The sequence below is a fragment of the Sphingomonas sp. GC_Shp_3 genome (genome assembly GCF_026540945.1).
Taxonomy (GTDB): Bacteria; Pseudomonadota; Alphaproteobacteria; order Sphingomonadales; family Sphingomonadaceae; genus Sphingomonas.
Genome location: NZ_JALNUT010000033.1, coordinates 1 through 470 on the forward strand (window position 1 = coordinate 1; position 470 = coordinate 470).

General features: G+C 62.8%; 1 pseudogene. It reads left to right on the plus strand.

The features are described from left to right. Nucleotides 1–302: pseudogene (locus OXR00_RS19610) on the plus strand (MFS transporter); the annotation flags it as partial. Between the last annotated feature and the right edge of the window lie 168 nt (nucleotides 303–470).

Sequence of the window (470 nt, forward strand, 5' to 3'; positions counted from 1 at the left end):
TTGCCGTCTATGCGGCAGCCATCGTCTGGGGCCTTGGCTTCGGTGGTGCCGGGGCGATGATGCAGACGGCGTCGGCGGACGCAGCAGGGGACGGCGTAGATCTGGCGCAGGCGATGGTGACCACGGCTTGGAACCTGGCGATCGCGGTTGGCGGGGCGCTGGGCGGGGTGCTCCTCACGACGGGAGGGACCACGCTGCTGCCGCCCGCTGTCGTCGCGCTGGCCATGATCGCCTTCCTTATCGCGCTGTCCGCACGCCGTTTCGCCTTTCCACCTGGTCACCGCTCAACGTCGGTCCGTTAACTCTAAAATAATCCTAGAATACAGTTTCCGTTGAGAAAGCCGCCCGGACATCGAGTTAAAATTGGTTCAGCACTCCTCCGCTACCAACATGAATGGACGGCAGAAGTTGGGGGGTGGTAAAGGGGGCGCGAATGTCCGGGATTGGGTCTTACCGGATGCGGGACGTGA